This window comes from Paenarthrobacter sp. FR1 (assembly GCF_051106045.1).
GTDB classification, from domain to species: Bacteria; Actinomycetota; Actinomycetes; order Actinomycetales; family Micrococcaceae; genus Arthrobacter; species Arthrobacter nitroguajacolicus_A.
Map to the genome: position 1 here is coordinate 250,499 of NZ_JBPFSF010000003.1, position 20,894 is coordinate 271,392.

General features: G+C 61.3%; 13 protein-coding genes and 1 pseudogene. 9 read left to right on the forward strand and 5 right to left on the reverse strand.

The features are described 5' to 3' along the window. Nucleotides 1–30: 30 nt before the first annotated feature. On the reverse strand, nucleotides 31–1,587 hold the full coding sequence (locus ACR30Z_RS08065) for an ABC transporter substrate-binding protein (protein WP_434371994.1): 1,557 nt from the start codon (nucleotides 1,585–1,587) through the stop codon (nucleotides 31–33). 235 nt (nucleotides 1,588–1,822) lie between these two features. Between ACR30Z_RS08065 and ACR30Z_RS08070 the strand changes: the two genes are divergently transcribed. Then, nucleotides 1,823–2,647, forward strand: a complete 825-nt coding sequence (locus ACR30Z_RS08070) for an IclR family transcriptional regulator (RefSeq protein ID WP_434371996.1) — start codon at nucleotides 1,823–1,825, stop codon at nucleotides 2,645–2,647. A gap of 559 nt (nucleotides 2,648–3,206) precedes the next feature. On the opposite strand, the gene ACR30Z_RS08075 is transcribed toward ACR30Z_RS08070, so the two are convergent. Next, complete coding sequence (locus tag ACR30Z_RS08075; protein ID WP_434371997.1) at nucleotides 3,207–3,827, reverse strand: TetR/AcrR family transcriptional regulator; 621 nt, start codon at nucleotides 3,825–3,827, stop codon at nucleotides 3,207–3,209. A gap of 119 nt (nucleotides 3,828–3,946) precedes the next feature. Between ACR30Z_RS08075 and ACR30Z_RS08080 the strand changes: the two genes are divergently transcribed. The 4 genes and pseudogenes from ACR30Z_RS08080 (at nucleotide 3,947) to ACR30Z_RS08095 (ending at nucleotide 9,535) form a co-directional block, all read left to right on the forward strand. Next, nucleotides 3,947–6,721: a family 78 glycoside hydrolase catalytic domain gene (locus ACR30Z_RS08080; protein ID WP_434371998.1), complete on the forward strand. Its 2,775-nt coding sequence runs from the start codon at nucleotides 3,947–3,949 to the stop codon at nucleotides 6,719–6,721. Nucleotides 6,722–6,784: 63 nt separating this feature from the next. After that, a complete protein-coding gene (locus ACR30Z_RS08085) occupies nucleotides 6,785–8,086 on the forward strand; it encodes an MFS transporter (protein WP_434371999.1) in 1,302 nt (433 codons plus the stop codon). A 43-nt stretch (nucleotides 8,087–8,129) separates the two neighbouring features. After that, nucleotides 8,130–8,537, forward strand: a pseudogene (locus ACR30Z_RS08090) (family 43 glycosylhydrolase); the annotation flags it as partial. A gap of 182 nt (nucleotides 8,538–8,719) precedes the next feature. After that, a complete protein-coding gene (locus ACR30Z_RS08095; protein ID WP_434372164.1) occupies nucleotides 8,720–9,535 on the forward strand; it encodes a DUF4192 family protein in 816 nt (271 codons plus the stop codon). A gap of 17 nt (nucleotides 9,536–9,552) precedes the next feature. Here ACR30Z_RS08095 and ACR30Z_RS08100 read toward each other — a convergent pair whose 3' ends face one another. The 3 genes from ACR30Z_RS08100 to ACR30Z_RS08110 form a co-directional block, all read right to left on the reverse strand. After that, nucleotides 9,553–11,007: an MFS transporter gene (locus ACR30Z_RS08100; RefSeq protein WP_434372000.1), complete on the reverse strand. Its 1,455-nt coding sequence runs from the start codon at nucleotides 11,005–11,007 to the stop codon at nucleotides 9,553–9,555. Nucleotides 11,008–11,488: 481 nt separating this feature from the next. Beyond that, on the reverse strand, nucleotides 11,489–12,859 hold the full coding sequence (locus tag ACR30Z_RS08105) for an MFS transporter (protein ID WP_434372001.1): 1,371 nt from the start codon (nucleotides 12,857–12,859) through the stop codon (nucleotides 11,489–11,491). Nucleotides 12,860–13,168: 309 nt separating this feature from the next. After that, on the reverse strand, nucleotides 13,169–13,846 hold the full coding sequence (locus tag ACR30Z_RS08110; protein ID WP_434372002.1) for a GntR family transcriptional regulator: 678 nt from the start codon (nucleotides 13,844–13,846) through the stop codon (nucleotides 13,169–13,171). Between the two features lie 149 nt (nucleotides 13,847–13,995). Here ACR30Z_RS08110 and ACR30Z_RS08115 point away from each other — a divergent pair, with 149 nt between their 5' ends. Genes ACR30Z_RS08115 through ACR30Z_RS08130 form a run of 4 tightly spaced genes read left to right on the forward strand, consistent with a single transcriptional unit; the run spans nucleotide 13,996 to nucleotide 20,853 of the window. Further along, a complete protein-coding gene (locus tag ACR30Z_RS08115; protein WP_434372003.1) occupies nucleotides 13,996–16,212 on the forward strand; it encodes an alpha-ketoacid dehydrogenase subunit alpha/beta in 2,217 nt (738 codons plus the stop codon). A 26-nt stretch (nucleotides 16,213–16,238) separates the two neighbouring features. After that, on the forward strand, nucleotides 16,239–17,552 hold the full coding sequence (locus tag ACR30Z_RS08120) for a dihydrolipoamide acetyltransferase family protein (RefSeq protein ID WP_434372005.1): 1,314 nt from the start codon (nucleotides 16,239–16,241) through the stop codon (nucleotides 17,550–17,552). Nucleotides 17,553–17,612: 60 nt separating this feature from the next. Beyond that, entirely contained in the window at nucleotides 17,613–19,298 is a 1,686-nt protein-coding gene (locus ACR30Z_RS08125; protein WP_434372007.1) for a thiamine pyrophosphate-dependent enzyme, read from the forward strand. 52 nt (nucleotides 19,299–19,350) lie between these two features. Continuing rightward, nucleotides 19,351–20,853 carry an NAD-dependent succinate-semialdehyde dehydrogenase gene (locus ACR30Z_RS08130; RefSeq protein ID WP_434372008.1) on the forward strand — a complete coding sequence of 501 codons (1,503 nt, stop codon included), beginning with the start codon at nucleotides 19,351–19,353 and terminating at the stop codon, nucleotides 20,851–20,853. The last annotated feature ends 41 nt before the right edge of the window (nucleotides 20,854–20,894 follow it).

Here is a 20,894-nt window from a genome sequence, read left to right on the forward strand (position 1 = left end):
CCGGAGAATTGGCACCCGGTCGTTGGTGGATCAGTTGGTGGGTGCGTAAGAGGACAGCAGCGGGTACACGTTGCTTCCAGCGAACTTCACCTGCTGGACCTTCTTAGTGTTGTAGCCCTGGTTGGTCAGGGACTCATAGAGCGGGATCATCCAGCCGGACTCCACCAAACGGGTGTTGAGCTTGGTGAGCGCGGCCTTTTTGGCGGCATCATCCTTGGCAGCGGCAACCTCTGCGGTCGCTGCGCTCAGTTGCTCGTCCGCTGCTTTCTGAACATTGGTGAAGCCATTCAGGATTGCGCCGTACATGAGGCCCACCGGGTTGTCCCAACCCAGCGGGGAGTACCCCAGCGGGGTAGTTGCCACAGCGGCAAAAGCCTCATCGGTGGAGGCTGCCAGCTTCACGTTCATGGTGATTCCGACGGCTGCCAAGTCCTTCTGCACTGCTTGAAGATCCGTTTGCGTCTGGGCTCCGGCAATGATGGTGAATTCAAAGCCGCTGCCATATCCAGCTTCTTCCAGGAGGCTCTTGGCCTTCGCTGGATCGTAGGCATACTTGGTGTTCAGCTCTTCGGTGAACCCTGCCGAATCCTTGGGCAGTGCGTTCCACGCCGGGATATCGCCCTTGTGGAGGGCATCCACCAGAGCTTGACGGTTGATGGCGTACTGGAACGCCTGGCGGACCTTCTCGCTCGCAAACGCCGGCGCGGTCTTCCCGGTCTTGTCGAAGGAGATCATCGTCTGGACGGTGCCGCCGATCTGGGACACCCCAACGCCCTTGGACTTGGCGAAGTCAACTGTGGGCGAGGTCAGGGATGCGACGTCCGCCTGGCCCGAGACCAGCGCGTTGGCACGGGCCTGCGGGTCCATGATGACGCTGAACGTGATCTTGTTGTACGGGTACTTGGCGGCGTCCTGGTTCTTGTCGTTCTTGGTGAAGACGTACTTGTTGCCCTTGACGGTTGTTGCGCCGTCCAGCGTGTAAGGCCCAGAGCCATCAGGGGTGGTAGCCAGGCTGGCGGTGTCCGCAACGCCGTTCTTACCGACAATCATCCCCAGGGTGGACGTGAGGTTCTTTTCGAACCCCGGCTGGGCTTTGGCGAAGGTAATCGCCACCTGGGTGGGGCTGACCACGTCAACGGAGGTTACCTCCTGCGCTCCGCCCTTGGCGATTGCTGAGTAAGCACTGAGCGCGGCGTCACTCCGGCGATCTAGGTTTGCCTTGACCAATGCCGCGTCCAAGGTGGAGCCGTCGGTGAAGGTAACACCTTCCTTGAGAGTCAGCGTGAGGACGGTGTTATCCGCGTTGTAACTGAACTCCTTCGCCAGGCCCGGACCCACACCGCCGTCCGGCTGCAGTGTCATCAGGTTCTCGTACAGGCCTTCGAAGAACTGCCGTTGGGCATCCGAGACACGCAAGGGGTCGTAGCCGAACGAAGCGCTGTCGCTGTCGGTGGCAATGGTCAGCGTGCTCTTGTCCACCGTGGACGTGGCAGCTGTACCGCCGCCGCAGGCTGTCAGGGATCCGAGAAGGAGCGCCCCGGCCAGGACGGCCGCGCTCCGACGTGCAGGTGAGGTGAGGAGATTCATGTGCTGCGCCTTCGCATTCGTGATGGAATCGTGAGTCGAGATGTGGGACCGGCGGCCTGAACATTGTCGGCTGTGACCTGTTCGGGCCGATCCGTCGGCGCCCTCTCGTCAGATGGCTTCCGGTAACCGGCTTCTTCAAGAGTCGTAGGCGGGCAGCACTTCCCCCACGTGAATTTCATTGGTTGAAACAGTATTGTGGTGGAGGTCACTCATCTTTTTGAAAGGATTCAGCTCTATGGCGGTCAGCGAGGGGAACCAGGCCGGAAGGCCGCAGCGCGGCAAACGTCCCAAACAGGGCGAACCCGTCATTGACCGCGCCCTGAGCCTGCTCGCCGTCTTCAGCGACCGGCGTCGTGCCTTGACCCTGTCCGACATGGCGAGACTGGCTGACATGCCGGCCCCCACTGCGTTGCGCCTGATCGCCCGACTCGTAGCCTGGGGCGCCTTGGAGCGTCTGGACGACGGCCGATACGTCGTGGGGGTCAGATTGTGGGAGGTAGCGTCGCTGTCACCGCGCGGGCACGGTGTCCGGGAGATCGCGCTGCCATACCTTGAGGACCTCTTCGCCGTGACGCGCCACCACGTACTGCTTGCCGTGCGGGACAAGAACGAGGCCGTCCTGATCGAGCGGTTGTCGTCCAAGGAAGCAACGGAAGTCGCCTATCGCGTCGGCGGACGTGCACCGCTAAGGTCGACGGCGGTGGGCCTGGTCTTGCTGTCCGGCGCGGACGCCGACTTTCAGGAGCTGGTCATCAACCAGCCACCCGACGTCGAAGTGGGCGTCGATTCGATGCCTGAAGGCCAGCTAAGACGCACGTTGTCCGACGTCCGCAGAACTGGCGTGGCCATGATCCGGCGGTCTGCACCGTCGCGTACCGTATCCGTCGCTTCACCAATTTTCGGTGCCGAAGGGTCCGTGGTGGCGGCGCTGTCCATCGTGGTTCCGGACGGTGCAACGCCACCCAATGTGCTGGCTCCTGCGGTACAAGCTACAGCGAGGGCGGTATCACGAAACCTGGGATACAACCCCGGGCCCAGCGAGAGTGTGCGGATGCGCTAAAGGCTGTTGGCTGCGCTCACGTATTCGGGCGTGAGGAGTAAACGTGCCAAGCGCCGGGGGTAGGCCTGGCACCCTGCACCAGGTCGAGGCTTCTACCGGACAACACCCACTGCAGCTGCAACCCATCATGATTTCCCGGGCGCAACCGTCGTGGTATCCGACTGGACGTAACCCCGCTATTGTCCTGAAAACCTATTGTCCTGAAAACGGAAACCGGGTCATCGGAATGGCATATTGGCGCCAGCCCCACCATATGGCGTCCGTTTCAGCCTCCTCCCTGCCACCGCGAGCAGGGGATGTTTTCTGGCGCGAAAGTGATGCAGCAGTCCGCTTTCGCTCGCTCAGTCCGACGCCTGCCGCCACCTGCGACAAGGAAACCCTGCGATACCTCGATGCCCCAAAAAGCCTGGTTGCGACGTCCAGGATTTCGGCGCGCTTGGCACGGGTCAACACTGGCCCTAACAGTCTACGCAGAGGCAAGACACATGGCCGGTATGGGCGTTAAAGTTCCTGGAGTGGTGTTAGTCCATGGGGAGCTTCGCCCAATCCAGTGCCATCATTACCGCGTCCCTGGGGTGAGCTGCTTCTGCAGTCGGTCCATGAAGTCGCGGATCCGCTCCACGATGTCGATTCGTCCGTCTGAGATTACCCACTGCAACTGGAGACCGTCGCTGACCGCGATGCACTCCTGCGCAATCGCCACGGCATCGATGTCCGCGCGGATATCTCCTGCTTCTGCCCGCCGTTGGAGCAGAGAAGCGAGGCTGGAGACCGCCCGGTCGTAGCGATCCGAGAACAGCGCGTGTGCGGGGCTGGCGGGCTCCGCAGCCTCGGACATGACTAAGACAAACAACTGGATAAGGCCGGGCTCCGACACAAATCGTTCCGTCGACGCGATCATCGCAGCGAACGGGTCAGAGTCGCCGACACCTGCCTCTAGTTCCTCCCAGCCTCGTGAGGTGCTCTCGAAGCGACGTTGTGCCACCGCAAGGAGCAGATGCTTCTTCGAGGGAAAGTGGTGCAGCAGCCCACCCTCAGACAGTCCAACATCGCTGGCGATGCGAGTCATCGCGGTGCGGTAGTAGCCAACTTCGCGGAACTTTTCGCTCGCGACATCGAGGATAGCCTCACGTCGCGCTCGCCCAACCGAGTAACTGCCCGTTTTCGCCCGTGTTCTCACGACTCCACCGTAACCCTCAACACTACAAATAAAAACATTGCATCCTCGGTTTTGTGATCTACTGTGTACACGGATCGATCCAGGCACTGCTGCCCGGATCGGCAAGCAAAGGAGACGACATGATCGAGCACAGCTGCACGAGACTGCGCGTGGAGTACCTCGACACACCGATTGGTCTGGGCGAAAAAGCCCCACGCTTCTCATGGCAGATGGAAAGCGCACGTCCCGCGATCCACCAGACGGGCTACGAGCTCGAAGTTCGCGACACGGCCACGGGCGAGCTGATGTGGACGACCGGGCAACGCTCGGGCGCCGAGTCCGTGTCGATTGAGTACACGGGAGCGCCGCTGCTCTCCAACACGGTCTACGGCTGGCGAGTACGGTCGTGGACGAATGCCTCACAGGACGCCAGCGCCTGGTCTGATTCCCACTTCGAAACCGGAATGCTGCAGCCGTCGGACTGGCGGGCGCAGTGGGTCACGCCCACCCAAACCCCCACAAGCACAGAGCGGTGGAGCATGCTCGACTGGATCATGGGCCGCCAGCCCGGCGAACCGGTTACTGAGCGACTCCGGCCGACGCAGCTGCTCCGGCAAACTTTCACACTCGACGGGCGGGTTGACCGCGCCCGCCTGTATGCCAGCGCCCACGGTGTCTATGAGGCGCAGGTCAACGCGACCCCCGCCGACGACCAGGTGCTCGCGCCGGGCTTCGACAGCTACGAGCACCGCACCTCCGTCCAGTGCTATGACGTCACCGAATTCGTCCACGAGGGCCAGAACGCATTGGCCATCACCCTCGCAGACGGCTGGTGGGCAGGCAGGATCGTTTTGACCGGCTCCAGCGCGCAATGGGGCGACACCACCTCTGCGATCTGGCAACTCGAGATCGATTACGCCGACGGCCGCCGTTCACGCGTGTGCTCAGACGAGTCTGTCCTCTCCGCGCCGGGGCCGCACGAGTACGCTGACCTGTTCATCGGCGAGCGTTTGGACCGTCGAGCCATCATCGATGGCTGGGCACTGCCCGACTTCGACGCTGCTGGGTGGAACCCGGTCGTCGAGCTCAGTGACGACACCAGCAGCCTGACACCGTTCTACGGGGAGCCGATCCGGCGCCTGGCGGAACTGGCACCGACATTGATCACGACCAATGCGAACGGCGAGCACCTTGTCGACTTCGGACAGGTGATCACTGGCCGTGTGCGGCTGACGATGCCGCAGCTGCAAGCGGGCACCGTGGTAACCATCGAGCACACGGAAGTGCTCAGCCCTGACGGTTCCTGGTTCCTCAACATCGACGGCATCAACAAGGAGCAGACTGATGTCTACGTGGCCGGCGGGCTTCCCGACGGGGAGACGTACGAGCCGAGGTTCACGTTCCACGGGTTCCGGTATGCGCGCATCAGCGGCCTGCCTGTCTCGCCGACAACTGGGGACATCTGTGCCGTGGTCCTCGGCAGCGACCTTCGGCCCACCGGCTCCCTGAGCACCTCCGACGACCGGCTCAACAAGCTGCACGAGAACGCCGTCTGGAGTCAGCGCGGCAACTTCCTGTCCATCCCCACCGACTGCCCTCAGCGCGAACGCGCAGGCTGGAGCGGTGACATCCAAGTTTACGCTCCCGCAGCTACTAACAACGCCCACGTCGCCGCGTTCCTCACGCGCTGGCTGCGCAATCTCCGCGCGGACCAACTCGAGGACGGCCGGGTCCCGATCTACTCGCCGCGCTCACCGTTCGACCGCGAGCAAGCTGAGTCAGGTCAGGGACTCGGGGGCATCGTCGCGGCCGCCGGCTGGAGCGATGCAGTCGTCATCCTGCCGTGGGTGCTCTACGAGCGCTACGCCGACCGGCGCGTCCTCGAAGAGAACTACCCCGCGATGCTCGCTTGGATCAACTTCCAGACCAAGACCGCGGCGGCAGAACTGCCGCCGCACCTCGACGCATACACAATGACCGCGCGCCAGCGGACAAACCACTCCCTGCTCTATAACACCGGCGAACACTTCGGCGACTGGCTTGCCCCAAGCACCCTCAACGGGAAGCCGCTCCACGAGGGGATCGGTATCGCGCCCCAGTTGACGGGCGAGATTATCGCTCCGATCTTCCAGCTACGCTCCCTACAACTTGCGGCTCGGATCGCTCGCGTGCTCGGTCGGGATGCTGAGGCGGACGTCTTCGACGCCCGCTGGAAGCAAACGCGTGGTGCATTCATCGACGAGTACGTCGGAGCCGACGGGCGCCTAAGCAGCACGCTGCAGGGTCCAACGGTTTTGGCTCTCGCCTTCGATCTGATCCCCGCAGACCGTCGCGACGCCACCGCCGCGCACCTCGCTCAGCTGATCCGTGACAACGGAGATCGCCTCGACACCGGCTTCGTCTCCGTCCCCTACCTCCTCGACGTCCTCCACGACACCGGGTACGCGGACCTTGCCGCACGCGTGCTATGGCAGTCGGAAGCACCTTCCTGGCTGTACGAGGTCGATCACGGCGCGACGACGATGTGGGAATCGTGGGATGCGGTCGCTGCTGATGGCACCGCCCGCGCAGTCTCGATGAACCACCACGCGTTCGGCTGCGTGGACGACTGGCTCTTCCGGCGCATCGCCGGCATCGCCCCTGCAGCCCCCGGCTACCGGGAATTCCTCATCGAACCCGACTTCTCGAGCGGCCTCACTGAGGTCGAGGCGAGCCTCGAGTCTCAATACGGAGCGATCGAGGTGGCCTGGTCCCTCGCCGATGGAACCGCCACCCTCAAGGTCAGTGTCCCACCTAACTCTACGGCCCTTCTGCGGCTACCCTCCGCCACGGAGGTGGTCCTCGACTCCGGCTTCCATTCGCGCTCCTTCGACCTCGACTCTGCATATGCGGCCGTCGAACGCACCCGCGCCTGACCCTCTTCTTCCCCACGTCCCCCCACACTGAACACCCGTCTCATCCGAACAAAGGAGTTCATCATGATCGCCCCCGACCCGGCCGTTGAAGCGGACCATGAGGCCCCCGGGCCACCCGGCACGACCACACTGTCTGCCCCGATTTCGGCCGCCCGCGCAAGGCTCCTCAGCGTCTTCATGATCCTCGTGGCTGGCGCGATATTCTTCGCCGCACTGACCCCGCCCATCATCAGCCTGTCGATCCGCGTCTTCGGACTGGACCCGGAGGGCAAGACACTCGGGCTGTCCACCATCCTGCTGGTTGGTTCCGTGCTCGCCGTCCTCGGGTCACCATTCTTCGGCACACTCTCCGACCGCACCCGAGGACGCTTCGGCCGGCGCCGGCCCTGGCTCGTCGCTGGTGGCTCCCTCATGCTGCTCGGCGGAATCATCACCGGCACCGCCCCGAACCTCGCCACCGTCGCTGTCGGCTGGGCGATCGCGCAATTGGGCTTCAGCGCCACAATCTCGAGTTTTTTCGCTCTGATCCCTGACCTGATTCCCGACCGACTCCGCGGTCGTGTCTCGGGCGGGATCGGAATGGTCACTTCACTCGTCGTCCTCGGCGGCATCACGTTCGCCAGCCAAAACGTCACCAACGCCATCGTGCTGATGACCGCGCCGAGCATTGTCTCCTTCATCGCGATCATCGGGCTCGTGCTCTACATCGGACGCCGCGACGCCTCCCCCGTCGATCTCCCAATGAACCGCTACGGCATCACCGAGTTCCTCGGCAGCTTCGTCATCAACCCCCTCAAGAACCATGATTTCGCATGGAACTGGATCAGCCGCTTCCTCTTGGGCATCTCAATGGTCGGATTGCAAACCTACGCGACCTACTTCCTCATCGATGCCGTGGGATTCGACGTCCAAGGCGCCGCCTCGCACTACGCCACTGTTACCGCGATCAGCACTCCGATCTCAATCGTTTGCTTCCTCGCCTCCGGCTGGCTCTCCGACAAGCTCGGCCGCCGGAAGGTCTTCGTCATCGCCGCCGCCATCGTCTGCGGGGTAGGGTTCGTCGTGGCCTCCATCAGCCCCACCGCCACCGGCTTCCTGATCGCCTTTCTCGTGCTCACCGTCGGACAGTCCTTCTACCTCACAGTCGACGTCGCCATCGCCGCGGCAGTAATCCCCGACCACTCGCAGGCCGCGAAGGCCATGGGTGTCTACCAGGTCTCCACGACCGCCCCCGGCCTGATCGTCCCCATCATCGGCGCCGCAGTTCTCACCACCTCCGCCGCCTACGTCCCCTTTTTCATTTTCCTCGCCGCCGCAGCGTTGCTCGCTGCCGTCACCATTCTCTTCGTCCGACGCGTCCGCTGACAGACACCCGTCACTGCACACTGCACCGAAACTCTAGAGAACGATGTCAGCCTTCCAGAACCCTGTCGTCCGGGGCCACGCACCCGACCCGTCGGTTATCCGCGTCGGAGAGGACTACTATCTGGTGAACTCCAACTTCCGCTACCTCCCCGGAATCCCAGTCCTGCACTCCCTTAACCTCGTAGACTGGCAAACCGTTGGTTTCGCCGTATCCCGCCCGGCCCAGTACCGCCGTGATGGTGAGCCAGGCGAAGTCAACCTGTTCGCGCCTACCCTGCGCTACTACGACGGTGTCCTCTACCTCATCTGCACAAACGAAGCCGACAACCAAGGCAACTTCTACGTCACAGCAACCGATCCTGCCGGACCCTGGTCAGACGCGATTTGGGTGGATCGTGAAGCCTTCGACCCCTCCCTCTTCCGCGATGACGACGGCCAGTGGTACTACCTCCGCCGCTCGCTGGAATTCGGAGCGCCGGACGGGGCGCTCGGCCCCATCGTGCAAGCGAACATCGACATCGAAACCGGTGAACTCGACGAGATGCGCCCCATCACTGCCAACATGCGGGGACAGAACTCCCCTATGCCCGGACGGTCAGTAGCTACCTCACTAGTGACACCAGCGCGACGAGCATCGTCTTCGCCCTCTACACCTCTACCCAATGTGAACCAGGCCAACCCAAGCCACACTCAGCCACCATCGCCGCGCTCACCGGAATCCTTGCCGAAAATGGCATCACCATCCGCGACGGCATCTTCGTCAGCGACGACACCTACTCCCCCTACGACAGCGAACCCGGACAAGATATCCGCCTGCCCCTCAGCACCACTGAGTACAGCCGCGTCAACGCTGAATTCATCTATCGCGGCAGCACCATCGAACCCACCAACCGCATCATCCTCCCAACACCGACCCACGAAGCAGACCACGCCACCGCCGTGGAAAACCGCATGAACACCATCCGCAAACAGACACCCCATCAAGCCGCACTACAAGCCTGCAAGCTCTGGACAGCCATGCTGGACTCTAACGACTTTCCCACTGACGAGGACTGCGCCACCCTCATCGGTTACTTTCAATTCCCCCACATCCGCGACCGGCTCATGGCCGACATCCCAGGCATCGACGAACCGCCCCAGCACATCCTCTTCGCGCTAACGGAGACCGCGCCGAAGTGGTCGCGCGTTGAATGGGCCCAACAACTCCTCATCCACGCCTATACGCGGACCAGCCCGCAACACGCAGCACCAATCCTCACCACCATCGGCTACATCAACTGGTGGGAAGGCCGAGGATCCAAAGCACACCAATACCTGCAACTCGCCCTCGACACCGACCCCGGCTACCGCTTCGCACGACTCACCGACCAAATGCTCGGCGCCGGCATCATCGCCGGCTGGAACACCAACAAAAACACCGCCTACAAAACCCACCCCGACATGCCGTAGTCTCAACGGCCCAGTTCTTATGATGAGATCGTGTTGGCCTTGGCAGCCGCGCCGGGCGTCGTCTTCTCGGCCAATATAGGTGGCATGGCGATAACAGCGACGACGGTCAGTATGGCGCTGACAAGTACGGCAATGAACACAGCAGTAGACGCCGACACGATCGTCTGGGGATCGGACTCCCCGGCTGGAACCCGCGCATAGATCGCATTAGCCACTGCCCCGAAAACGGCGACACCGATGGAGCTGCCGATCGACCGTGCAAAGAGATTGGTACCGGTGACTACGCCTCGCTCGTTCCATTCGACACTGGTCTGGGCGGCAATGAGGCTAGGCGTCGCCACCAGTCCGAGTCCGAGCCCGACGACGAAGCACCCCGTTGCCACGACAAGGACGTTAGGCGCAGCGGCGGTCAGCGCAAGGAAAGCGGTGCCGATGACCGTCACCGTGATGCCCAGCAGGGCCGTGTTCCGGAATCCGATGCGGAAATAGACGCGGCCCGCTTGCGACGCGCTGATTGGCCAACCGATGGTCAGCGCTGCCAAGGCGAGCCCGGCCAGTACGGGGGAGGTTCTAGCGGCTCCCTCAAGGAAGGTGGGAACGTAGGAGGTGAGGCCGAACATGACTGCACCGACGCCGGCAGAGGTTAGCGCAGTCGTAGCGAGCAAACGGCGGGACACGACCCACGGAGGCAGTATCGGTTCCATGGCTCGCCGTTCGACGAGCATGAACGCGGCCAACAGAAGAGCACCGGCGGCAAAGATGGCCACGCTGACGGAAGAGTTCCAGTCCCAGGCCTGGCCACCCCCAAGTGCCCCAAGAATGAGCAGGCTCAGCGCCAACGTCAGCAATACCGCCCCCAAATAGTCGACCCTATGCTTAGTGCGCTCAATATTCTCTTCGAACGATCGAATCAGCATCCACCCAGCCAAGATGCAAAGAGGGATGTTCACCAGAAAGATGCCACGCCAGATGCCGAACGAGGCGAACACACCGCCTAATGTGGGACCAAGGACTGAGGAAAGTGCCCACACACTGGCAAGATAGCCCTGAACCTTAGCCCGTTCAGCCACTGTGTAGATATCGCCGACGACGGTCATGGCCATCGGCAGCACTGCCCCCGCGCCCAGACCCTGCAGTACTCGGAATGCTATGAGGGCAGGCATGCTCCAGGCCACTCCACAGAGAATCGAACCGAGCAGGAAAAGACCGATACCGGTCAGGAGGACTGGTTTACGACCAACGACATCCGAGAGCTTCGCGTATACGGGCACCGAGACGGCCTGCGCCAAAAGATATCCAGAGAAAAGCCACGGAAAGGAACTGAACCCGCCAACGTCATTCACAATCGAAGGCACCGCGGTTGCAACAATCGTCGAATCAATCGCGACCAGACCCGTCGAAAGCATCAATGCAATAAGGATGGGTCCGCGCCGGGACCGAAACCCGATGCCCTCAGCAGTCATTGTCGTCATACAAACTCATTCCCTTTATTGTGTTACCCCTGAGACTCAGAATCTATTTGTCTTTAGCCAGGACAATGCATTCGGCGGTCATGGCAGGCACGTCCGAGCGCAATCCTGCTGTAGAACTCCCCCGATGACCTACGGATCCACCAGTTCATGGTCTTCGTGGTCGATCCGTAGGTACTTTTACACTGAGACAGTAAAGATGCCGGGGCCACCGCGCGCAACAAATATGCCCTGCTGCCACCGTTTGCTTTCCCACAACTGAACGACAGCACTGTCGAACGGGAGTTCTGATAACAGGCAGTGGATTGACGGTCATGCGAAAGTTTGCCGTTAGCCCTCGTTCTCGTTTAAGGCTAATGGATTGCTGCGCGGGCGGAATATAGTTTTCCGCGTCAACAACGCCCGAATACGCGTCACATTTCAGCACTGAAGCCAACTCCGGCAGGCTCTGCCGGCTACTGAACCCGTGGCAGCAGGACGACTGTCAGTGCGTCAGGTCTCGTCCCTTGGTTTCCGTCAGGAAAAACACGCACGCTGCTGTGATGACCCCGGCGGCCACAAGATAGAGAGCGACCGACCAGGAAGCCATCGTTGCCGCATAGAGAGCCGTTGCGATCAGGGGCGAAAATCCGCCGCCGATGGTCTGTCCGAGTTGGTATCCCATTGAGGCACCGCTGTACCTGAACTTGGTAGCGAAGAGCTCACTGATCAACGAGGCCAGCGGTCCATAGATCATTCCGGCCAATATTGTCCCGACTGTCATTGCGACAGTGATCAAAACGGGATTCTTGGTGTCAATAAGGGCAAACATGGGAAAGGCCCAGACGGCGAAAGCTACTCCACCAGAGAGGATGACGGGTCGACGACCAACGTGGTCGGAGATCGCTGAACTGAACCAGTCGCTGAGTCCGTAGAAGACGAATGCAATGGTCAGGGCAATGAGACTTACACCCGCGTCGAGCTTAAGGCTGATGGTGATGTAGCTGAGCAACCAAGTCACCAACACGTATGCGAGCGTACCAAATCCAAAACTGATTCCGGCTGCGAGGAGAAGCTCTTTGGGGTTGGTCTTGATGACTTCCAGGATGGGTTTGCGGGTGGTCTTACCCTCAGCCTCTGCGGCCTTGAACACCGGCGTCTCTTTGAGTCGAAGCCGAATAACCAGACCAGTCACCACGAGAATTATCGACAGCAGGAACGGTACCCGCCATCCCCACGCTTCGAAGGTCTCCGTTGGCATGAAACTCAAAGCGAAAAGCACGCCGGTGGATAACAGCCCGCCGATCGCTGATGATGCTGGGATCAGTCCGGTGTAAAACCCGCGCTTGGCTGGCGGAGCCGTTTCACTCACCATCAGAATGGCGCCGCCGTATTCCCCACCGAACGAGAAACCCTGCACAAATCGCAATATCACGAGGAAGATCGTTGCCCAAAAGCCGATCGCGGCATAGGTCGGAAGTAGCCCGATGGCGGTGGTTGAAATGCCGGCGATGAGCAGCATGGCGACAAGGACCCGTTTCCGACCATGCAGGTCCCCAACATGTCCAGCTACCAAGCTGCCCAGCGGGCGGGCAATGAAACCGACCGCATACGTGGTGAAAGATGCAAGCAGTGCAGCGGTCGGGTCGAAACTCGGGAAGAACAATTTGCCGAAAACCAGAGCTGCCACCGATCCGTACAGGACGAAATCGTATTGCTCGATGATGTTGCCAACGACGCTGCCGGCAACAGTGCGGTGCAGCAATTTCTTTTGTTCTGGTCCGAACTCCGTAGATTCTGCGGTGTGGACAGTTGCCACGGCTTTCTCCGCAGTCGATGGATTTGTCAGCAGGGCCTGCGACTTCGTTGTCCGCATATATTCTCCTGGGTTTTTCGCCGGCAATTAGACATGGCCGGGCTGCACATGACCTCCGGTTCGAGGCTTCTCTTCTGCCATCGCTCCGGTACGCCGACGCTACTTCGCCCAAAACGACGCGTCAAGGAAAATGCTCACATTAATTTAGCTACTCTCGCATTATGCGATTTGTGACACAGGTTCGGCTACAGTGCAACTACCCGCCCATAGGACCAAGGCGCTAAGCGGAGCCTCCCCGTGCCCTACCTGAGAGCGCTGCACCCTATAGTCATAGCGGTCGGCATCACAGTCCCACGCGGCTCCAGGCAGTCATCCCCGACGATCAAATATTTCCGGGTGATCGAGCAGGGCAATGCGCGTTTTGCGGACATGCATCCCCAGCAATTCCTCCGCGGACCGGATGTCGCGCCGGCGGATGGCCGCCAGCAGCAGCCGATGTTCTAAGTTCGTGTCCTCCAGCCCCTCAGGCCCGATTAGCTGCACATATGCGCGCCGGTAATGCTGGGTGGTGTTCCAGAGCCTCTCCACCATCTCCAGCAGCGTTGGCAAGCCAGCATCCTGAAAACTCAGCAGGTGGAATTGGCGATCCAACTCAACAAAATCCTCCACCACTGTGCAATTTTCCATCTCCGCCGACAACTGAGCGAGCCTGTCCATGGTTTCCTGGCTGACGTTGTCGATTGCCTGTCCCAGCGCGAGGGGCTCGATTCGTTCGCGGATGAGATAAGTTTCCTGGCACTCAGCGAGGTTCATGGAGCTGACCCACGCCCCGGATGAGGCGACGAGCGTGACGAGCCCATGTGCTTCAAGAATGCGCAAGGCCTCACGGATCGGAAGTCTGCTGACTCCGAATTCTTCCGCGATCTGCTCCTGGCGGATCCTGGTCCCGGGAGGCAGGTGTCCATCCAGGATCCTTTGGCTCAGTTCGTCTGCGATGCGCTGGCTCGCAGCGCCCGACTTCTTCAAAAGCACTGCTTCGGTTGCCATGCACCCAGCATACGCAAACATGGCTGAATGGATCCATTCAAGGAAGAATGGCGCGCTTTCAAGGGATGTTCTCCTTGAATTGGATCCATTTGCTTGCCTATGGTGAGACGAACGCAAAAGCCATGCACGTACGCCCATGGGAGCCAAAGATGTCAACCACTACGCCCTTGACCTACTCGACAGAGTGCACGGAGCTGAGCACAACCCGTGACGACTGGGATGCGGCAGCTCCCGAGTTGCTCGAATCCATGCTGGTTCACATGCACACCATCCGCATCTTTGAGGAAGTTGTCCTGCAGTTGGCAGCAGAGGGCCTGGTACACGGCCCCGCCCATTCCAGCATTGGCCAGGAAGGCGCTGCCGTGGGGTCCATACTCGCGCTGCAGGGAACGGACGGCGTCAACGGCACCCACCGCGGCCATCACCAGTTCCTGGCAAAAGGTCTGGCCTATCTGTCCCCGAACGGTATGTCAATCATCGACGGCATAAAGAACGACCAAATCACTGAGTTCATCCGGCGGACGATGTCGGAGATCTTGGGTCTCAAGGCCGGCTTCAGCGGTGGCCGCGGCGGATCAATGCACCTGCAGTGGCTTGAGGCCGGTGCCCTGGGCACTAACGCAATCGTGGGTGGCGGGGTGCCACTTGCCGCGGGCAATGCCTGGGCTCAGCGTCATGACGCAGAAGTCCACGACGACGGCGGTCTGGCGAGCAGTATGGGCGTCACGGTGACCTATTTCGGCGACGGCGCCTCAAATATCGGTTCGACTCTGGAAACACTCAATTTGGCCGCTGCCTGGCGTCTGCCGCTCTGCTTCTACATCGAAAACAATCTCTATGCCGTCTCCACCCACGTTGCCGACGTCACCGGGGAACCTCGGCTGGCGGCCCGTGGGCCCGGCTTCGGAATCAGGTCCTGGCGAGTGGACGGCATGGATCCCCTTGCTGTTTACCTTGCCCAGAAGGCTGCAGTGGATCACATGCGCGCCGGCATGGGTGCAACACTCATCGAGGCGGAGACATACCGCTATTTCCACCAGAACGGCCCCTTCCCCGGCAGCGCTTTTGGATACCGGACGAAGGAGGAGGAGAAGCAGTGGCGTGATCGTGATCCCTTGGCCAAACTGGCCACAGAGATGACCCGGCGTGGCCTCCTCACGGACGAACAACTCAGTGATCTCACCTCGCACATCACTGAGCAAATTACGCGAATTGTTGAAGAAATCACGGAGAAGGACCCGGAAAGCGCCAAGGGCGCCCGCCGGATCCGCCCCGCTCTTTGGCCGGATCCCACGTCTGTAGACCGGGATATCAGGAGCGAACCCGCTTTGACTGGCTCAGCGCCCGGCGAAGATGCCGAAGCCGGGACTGTTGAGCGTCGCTTCGTGGATGCCATCGCAGATGTGCTCGGCCGCCGAATGGACCTCGACCCGGGCGTACTTGTCCTCGGCGAGGATGTGCACCGGCTCAAAGGCGGCACCAACGGGGCTACCCGCGGGCTGAAGGATACTCATCCCGACCGCGTCTTGGGAACTCCAATCAGCGAAAACGCCTTCGCAGGTTTAGCAGGCGGCCTGTCCATGACCGGGCGTTACAAGCCGGTCGTGGAGTTCATGTACTCAGACTTCCTGTGGGTAGCCGCTGACCAGATTTTCAACCAGATCGGCAAGGCCCGGCATATGTTCGGCGGCCAGTCCTCCATGCCTGTGGTTCTTAGGTCCAAGGTGGCAATGGGAGCAGGCTATGGCTCCCAGCACTCCATGGATCCGGCTGGCATCTTTGCCAACAACCCGGGCTGGCGCATCGTAGCGCCGTCCACGCCGCAAGACTATATCGGGCTGATGAATACCGCTTTGGAACTCCAAGACCCGGTGCTCGTTCTTGAGCACGTAGACCTCTACGGAACCAAGGGAAGAATTCCCGAAGGCAATCTCGACTATCAGTTGCCGGTTGGCAAGGCAGCCGTGCGCCGAGCCGGGCAAGGCGTCACCGTCCTCAGCTACCTGAACATGGTGGACGTTTCGCTTCAGGCCGCCGAGCAGCGCCTTGACCTCGATCCCGAAATCATCGATCTGCGATGGCTCGACCGAGCCTCCCTGGATTGGGACACGATCGGCACATCAATCCAGAAAACGAACAACGTGCTGATCGTCGAGCAGGGTGCCCGCGGCACTTCCTACGGCGGCTGGCTGGCTGACGAGATTCAGCGCAGATTCTTCGACCATCTGGACCAGCCCATCCAGCGCGTTACAGGCAAGGAAGCTGCTCCGAGCATCTCGAAAGTCCTTGAGGCTGCCGCCAATGCCGATCTTGAGGACGTCCTTGCTGGCTTCGACGAAGTAGCCCGCAATCTCGGCCTTTCCTGAACCGGAACCATCGAAGGACATTCACTATGGCAACCATCATCACCATGCCGGCAGTAGTGGCCGACGCCACTGAGGCAGCTCTTCAAGACTGGCTTGTGAAAATAGGCGACACCATCGCAGCAGGTCAACCGATCGCAGAAATTGAGACTGAGAAGGCCACTGTCGAACTGCAGGCTGAGTTTCCCGGCACGGTAGGCAGACTGTTGATCAGACCCGGAACTTCCGTGGGCGTCGGGGAGCCCATTGCTGTGCTGGTCGAAGCCGGCGAGGACGAAGCTTTGATCGATCAGCAGATTGCCTCGGCCGGCGGCGCATCGCACAGTCTCGCAGAACATCCCGTCCCCGAGGACACTGAAGCGCCAGCTACCCGCCGGGACACCCGGCCTACGGCTCCAGATTCAACCTCGGACCCATCCACCCAAGTTCAGGGTGCGGGCTCGCGGGTGTTCGGCTCACCGCTGGCCCGCAAGCTCGCGAAAGAACTAGGCATCGAACTTTCAACCTTGACAGGCTCCGGACCCAACGGAAGGATCCTCCGCGGGGATGTAGAAGCTGCCCGCATGCAGCGGGCCATTACCCCCGAATCAGCCCCGGGGTCGGGAGAATCCATTCCACGGTCCCCATCGGCCGCGCAGCATGGACAGAGCGTGCAGAACTTCCAGGACGTACCTTTGTCAGGCATGCGCAAAGCCATCGCACGACGGCTTACAGAGTCGAAGACCACTGTTCCCCACTTCTACGTCTCAATCGACGTGGAAATGGACTCCCTCTTGGACCTGCGCAAGCAGATCAATGAGGACACGACTGCTCATGCACAGAAAACAACGGTCAATGACTTGGTCCTTAAGGCCTTGGGCGGTGCCCTTGTGGACGTGCCCGCCGCAAACGCTTCTTGGCAAGGAGGCGCCATCCGCCGCTATTCCACTGTGGATGTCTCTGTAGCCATCGCCACGACGGACGGGCTCCTCACCCCGGTCGTCCGGGGCCTGGACAACCTTTCGATCAGCTCGCTGGGAAAGGTCATGGGCGACTACAAAGAACGGGCCGGCACCGGCCGCATCCGGCAGCAGGAGCTGGACGGCGGGTCCTTCAGCCTGACGAACCTGGGAATGTACGGGGCACGGCAATTCTCCGCAATTCTCAACCCGCCCCAGGCCGGGATCCTGGCCGTGGGGGCGGCTGAGCAACGTCCCGTGGTCCGCGGCGGTCAGTTGGCAATTGCCACTGTCATGAGTTGCACACTCTCCGCAGACCACCGCGTGATCGATGGTGCGGTGGCTGCGCAGTTGTTGGCCGCCTTCAAGAAACGCATTGAAAGCCCGTTGAGCATCCTCCTGTAGTCGCATCCCCACTGAACCTGTCGCGGAAAGACGCGGCATCCAGCGTAAAGGCCCATACTCATGACACAAGTAACGGTAGAGCAAGACGAATTGCCAGGGGAGCTGCTGCAGGCATCCCGTAAGTCCGCTGGGCACGTCATTGTTGACACTCTTGCCTCCCACGGGATCAAGCGGGCCCATGTGGTACCTGGCGAGAGCTTCCTTGACGTTCTGGACGGTCTTCACGACTCCTCCATCGAGACCATCGTGTGCCGCCATGAGGGCGGGGCCACGTATATGGCCGAGGCCGACGGCAAGATGAACCAGCTGCCGGGAATTGCGATGGTGACCCGTGGACCCGGCGCAGCCAATGCCCACGTCGGCCTGCACACCGCATGGCAGGATTCCACTCCCATGGTTCTGTTCGTGGGGCTGATCCCTTTCGCCCACAGGGACCGGGAGGCCTTCCAGGAGTTCGACATCAAAGCGTGGTTCGATACCGGCGCCAAACGTGTGATGGTCCTCGATCACGCCGAACGTGCCTCCGAAATCGTCGCTGAGGCCCTCTTCGCGTCCATGAGCGGAAGGCCCGGTCCCGTCGTCGTCGGACTTCCCGAGGACGTGATCCGCCAGCAGATCCCTGCCGACCTTCATCCGCCCATTCCGGTCGCCACCGGCGGAATGACCACTGTGGACGCGGCCGCACTGGCCGAGGCCCTGGCCGCGTCAAAGAAGCCATTGTTCGTCACCGGCGGAAACGACTGGACCCAGGAAGGTGCCGACCAGCTCACCGAATGGCTCGAAAAACACCAGATACCCGCCGCAGCTGAATGGCGCACTGAAGGCACCATCCCCTTTGGTTCCCCTTCCTACGTTGGCCCCATTGGTTACGGCCGTCCCCGCCCCACCTACGACCTCCTCGAAGAAACTGACCTGCTCATCTTCGTTGGCACGGTTCCCGGAGACGTCATAACCGACGGATTCCTCTGCCGGCAGGACTGGAACAATAAGAACTTCCTGGTCACCATCGACCCATCCCTCCGTGGCCGCTCCGGACCAGTCTCCTACCAAATCCTGGCCAAGCCGGACGTCTTTGTCCGCGACTTGGCCAAGATCGAACTTCCCGTGAAGGACGAATGGGTGAATTGGACGGCGAAGATGCGCAGGGAACAGGAGGCCTTCGCTGCGCTCCCCTCTGCGATGCCGACGGCGGGTCCCGCACGGATGGACACTCTGATGGCCAACCTTGTCCCCACGTTGCCTGCCGACGCCATGATCACCCTTGGCGCCGGAGAGCACACCAACTGGGCACATCGCTACTTCCCAACGCAGCGCTACGCCTCGATGATCAGCGCCCGCAATGGCTCCATGGGCTATTCCATACCGTCCGCCATCGCCGCGTCCTTGGAATACCCGGGCAGGCGAGTGGTGACGATTGCCGGTGACGGGGAATTCCTCATGAACGGCCAGGAACTGGCCACCGCGGCCCAGTACGGCGCCACTCCCCTGGTCATCGTTATGGACAACCAGGAATATGGCACCATCCGCACCCACCAGGAAAGGCACTATCCGCAGCGAGTCTCAGGCACTCAGTTGAAGAACCCGGAGTTCGCGCTCATGGCACAAGCTTTTGGTGGCTTCGGAATCAAGGTAGAACATGATGCAGACGTTCCTGCCGCTATCCAAGCGGCGCTGACTGCCATCGAAGAAAACAACGTGTTTGCCCTCATCCATTTATTGGTTGAGCAGAGAGTCAAGGCTTACTAAACCGTTCCCGGCCCCACTGTTCCATCCTTCTAATTCTTAAGGACTTCCCTCTATGACTGTTTCTGCGCTGTCCCCTGCCGTTTCATCTGAACGCGAAGCTGCGCTTCTCGAGTCTGTTCCCACCGGTCTGTTGATCGGTGGGCAGTGGCGTGACGCTTCCGACGGCGGCACCTTTGACGTCCACGATCCGTCCACCGGCGAGGTTTTGGCTACGCTGGCTTCCGCCACGAGCCAGGACGCCGTAGCCGCCCTCGATGCTGCCGACGCCGTGCAAGCTTCCTGGGCGAGGACCGCACCGCGAGAGCGCGCCGAAATCCTGCGCCGCGCCTTCGACCTGGTCATCGAGCGAGCTGAAGACTTCGCCCTGCTCATGACCTTGGAGATGGGTAAACCATTGGCCGAAGCCCGCGGTGAAGTCACCTATGGGGCCGAGTTCCTGCGTTGGTTCTCCGAGGAAACGGTCCGTGACTACGGCCGGTACCTCACCACGCCCGAGGGCAAGAACAAGATCCTGGTGCAGCACAAACCCGTTGGTCCGTGCCTGCTGATCACGCCGTGGAACTTCCCGCTCGCCATGGCCACCCGCAAGGTCGCGCCTGCGATCGCCGCCGGCTGCACCATGGTCCTCAAACCAGCCAAACTCACCCCGCTGACCGCTCAGTACTTCGCCCAAACCATGCTCGACGCCGGCCTGCCCGCCGGAGTCTTGAACGTCGTCGCCTCCTCATCTGCTTCAGGGATCTCCGGCCCTTTGCTGGCTGACCCTCGCCTGCGGAAGATCTCCTTCACCGGCTCCACCCCGGTGGGCAAACGACTAATGGCAGATGCAGCGCAAAACGTCCTGCGTACCTCCATGGAACTCGGCGGCAACGCCCCGTTCATCGTGTTTGGGGACGCAGACCTCGATGCCGCGGTAGCAGGGGCAATGGCCGCGAAAATGCGGAACATGGGCGAGGCCTGCACCGCAGCCAACCGGTTCCTGGTCCACTCCTCCGTCGCAGCGGACTTCACCCGAAAGTTCGCGAGTGCCATGGGAGCCCTGGTGACCGGCCGCGGCACCGAACCGTCCACCCAAGTTGGTCCTCTGATCGACGCCGGAGCCCGGGACGACGTGCACGCCTTGGTGAGTGCCGCCGTCGACGCCGGTGCTACCGCCCTCACCGGTGGTAAGTCTGTGGACGGTCCCGGCTACTTTTATCCGCCCACCGTGCTGGCGGACGTACCCAATGACGCGGACATCCTCCGCCAGGAGATCTTCGGACCCGTAGCCCCGGTAACCTCCTTCGACACCGAAGACGATGCCATCCGCCTGGCCAACGCCAGCGAATACGGCCTCGCCTCCTACCTCTACAGCCGCGACATCAACCGTTTACTCAGGGTCGCGGAGCAGATCGAATTCGGCATGGTGGGCTTCAATGCCGGCGTCATCTCCAATGCCGCCGCACCCTTCGGTGGAGTCAAACAATCAGGCCTCGGCCGCGAAGGCGGCTCCGAAGGCATCGCCGAATACACCACCACGCAGTACATCGGCATCGCAGACCCCTACGCAGTCTGATACCGCACAAAGCCAAAGCGCCTGCTGGCCCCGTCATGGGG

What these genes read in the sequence shown, in the direction of transcription:
- ACR30Z_RS08070 (WP_434371996.1), top strand. Translation starts at nt 1,823, where the DNA reads ATGGCGGTCAGCGAGGGGAACCAGGCCGGAAGGCCGCAGCGCGGCAAA.
- ACR30Z_RS08100 (WP_434372000.1), bottom strand. Translation starts at nt 11,007, where the DNA reads ATGACGACAATGACTGCTGAGGGCATCGGGTTTCGGTCCCGGCGCGGA.
- ACR30Z_RS08130 (WP_434372008.1), top strand. Translation starts at nt 19,351, where the DNA reads ATGACTGTTTCTGCGCTGTCCCCTGCCGTTTCATCTGAACGCGAAGCT.
- ACR30Z_RS08085 (WP_434371999.1), top strand. Translation starts at nt 6,785, where the DNA reads ATGATCGCCCCCGACCCGGCCGTTGAAGCGGACCATGAGGCCCCCGGG.
- ACR30Z_RS08110 (WP_434372002.1), bottom strand. Translation starts at nt 13,846, where the DNA reads ATGGCAACCGAAGCAGTGCTTTTGAAGAAGTCGGGCGCTGCGAGCCAG.
- ACR30Z_RS08125 (WP_434372007.1), top strand. Translation starts at nt 17,613, where the DNA reads ATGACACAAGTAACGGTAGAGCAAGACGAATTGCCAGGGGAGCTGCTG.
- ACR30Z_RS08080 (WP_434371998.1), top strand. Translation starts at nt 3,947, where the DNA reads ATGATCGAGCACAGCTGCACGAGACTGCGCGTGGAGTACCTCGACACA.
- ACR30Z_RS08115 (WP_434372003.1), top strand. Translation starts at nt 13,996, where the DNA reads ATGTCAACCACTACGCCCTTGACCTACTCGACAGAGTGCACGGAGCTG.
- ACR30Z_RS08065 (WP_434371994.1), bottom strand. Translation starts at nt 1,587, where the DNA reads ATGAATCTCCTCACCTCACCTGCACGTCGGAGCGCGGCCGTCCTGGCC.
- ACR30Z_RS08120 (WP_434372005.1), top strand. Translation starts at nt 16,239, where the DNA reads ATGGCAACCATCATCACCATGCCGGCAGTAGTGGCCGACGCCACTGAG.
- ACR30Z_RS08105 (WP_434372001.1), bottom strand. Translation starts at nt 12,859, where the DNA reads ATGCGGACAACGAAGTCGCAGGCCCTGCTGACAAATCCATCGACTGCG.